Origin of the sequence: Acinetobacter sp. WC-323 (genome assembly GCF_000314615.1) — a bacterium.
Taxonomy (GTDB): domain Bacteria; phylum Pseudomonadota; class Gammaproteobacteria; order Pseudomonadales; family Moraxellaceae; genus Acinetobacter; species Acinetobacter courvalinii.
Map to the genome: position 1 here is coordinate 1 of NZ_AMZS01000009.1, position 1,850 is coordinate 1,850.

Here is a 1,850-nt window from a genome sequence, read left to right on the forward strand (position 1 = left end):
ATGGATCTGTATGGCATAGACCGTGGGGAAGCACTGGAACTGTTTATGCAGCCTAAGGGTGAAATCACTTTTTTACCTTCACGTTTGAAATTGCTTAATCCGCTGCCCATGCCCAAGGAGGGCTGCATTGTCGCCTTCCATCCAAGACTCAGAAACAAGCCCCCACATGTGGGGCTTTTTCGTGGGGGTAAGGTTCTGCACCTGATGGAAAGCGGTGTGTCTTATTTATCTGAACAAGTCGTAATGGCAATGGGGTTTAATCGGGTCAGTTACTATGATTAAGATTATTTATAAACAGGATCCTTTATCTGAAAAGAAAGTGATTGAGCACGCGTCCACAATTGGCCAATGGCTCACATCAAAGTATGAGCATATGCCTGAGCACCTGCGCATCTTTCACAATCCAAGTGATATGGAGCATGCTGAAATTTCGGTGGCCAACGAAGTTACACCAAAAAATGCCCATGATCTGAAGCAGCTCGATTTCCTACCTGGCACATTCATTGTGATTGAGAATCCGAAGGGGATTCCCGCCTTGGTTGCTGCAGTCGTATCGTTAGTTGTGGGGCTGGCCGTGGCACTATTAATGCCAACGCCGTCGATCGCACAGACCAACCAGAATAACAATCAGTCTTCATCGGCCAATAACGAACTTTCAAGCCGTGAAAACAAGATGCGTGTGAATGGTCGTGTTGCAGATGTTTTAGGCGCAGCGTGGGATACGCCTGACCTGATTGCAGTGCCTTATAAGGTGTATGAGAACAATGTCGAGGTTGAGCACATTGTCGGATGTATTGGCCGTGGACACTATCAAATCAATGGTGCCTTTGACGGTGAAACTAGCATTGTTGATATCGCCGGTGCATCGATCCAGGTCTATAGCCCGGATGTCGATATTATTTCTGGTGAACCATATTTTTCTCTTGGAAGTGAAATCACAACATTACCTTTATCAGTTCAACAGCAGAATTCAGTCAATGGACAGATCCTACGTTCAGCCGAAACTCAGACTTTAGAAGGTAGCAATTATCTACATTTTGCCTATCCAAATGAGTTGTTGAGAGCAACTTCTAATCTCACAGATCTAACATCCAAATTTGTTGGTAATGATCGTGTTCAGATCAGTAATGCTTCTTTCACACTCGATGGTCAGACATATAGCCTCAATGGTACCTACAATGTTTTATCTGTTGCTGATGACCGGATGACCTTATCCAATCCCGCTGCAGTCAATCCGAACTGGTTAAAATTGAAAGATATTGCGAATCAAAAGACTGGTGCATTGTCACCAAGGATTGTTTCTATTGGTGAGAAATGGATTGGACCTTTTATTCTGGATAATGTTGAACGTAGTCGCGTGCTCTGTAACTTTGTCGCAACCAATGGGTTATATGCCGTTTATAACGGTAATGTTCAGGGAGTAGTGAATATTGTCCTGGAGGTAGAAGTTACTCCAGTGAATGCTGCAGATGAGCCATTGGGCAGTCCAATGGTCCAGCGAATCACAATGAAAGGCTCTGCAAAGTCTCGTCAGACGATTGGTGTCACACTGGATATGACCACATTTCAGGGCCGTTGCAGTGTCCGTGCACGTCGGGTAACTGGCGCAATCAACGCACCGAGTGTGGTGGATGAAGTGAAGTGGCAGGCACTCTACGGAGCGTTTCCACTGCAAAGCACACGGTACCACAGTGAAACTGTTTTCCGTGCCAGAACCTATGCCACCACCGGCGCTCTATCGGTCAAGACGCGCAAGATCAACTTTGATCTGCAGCGCATGCTACCGACTTATAGAGACGGAGTAATGACCACGGATATTTATCCGACCTCAAGCTTTGCCGATGCCTTGG

The 1,850-nt window shown here is 46.1% G+C and carries 1 protein-coding gene and 1 pseudogene; both read left to right on the top strand.

Going from position 1 to position 1,850, the window contains the following annotated elements; all coding sequences use genetic code 11:
• A partial coding sequence (locus tag ACINWC323_RS17540) for a hypothetical protein (protein ID WP_009506804.1) occupies nucleotides 1-282 on the top strand: 282 nt, incomplete at its 5' end.
• Nucleotides 275-1,850 (top strand): annotated as a pseudogene (locus ACINWC323_RS17535) (host specificity factor TipJ family phage tail protein); the annotation flags it as partial. The gene ACINWC323_RS17540 and the pseudogene ACINWC323_RS17535, both read left to right, overlap by 8 nt.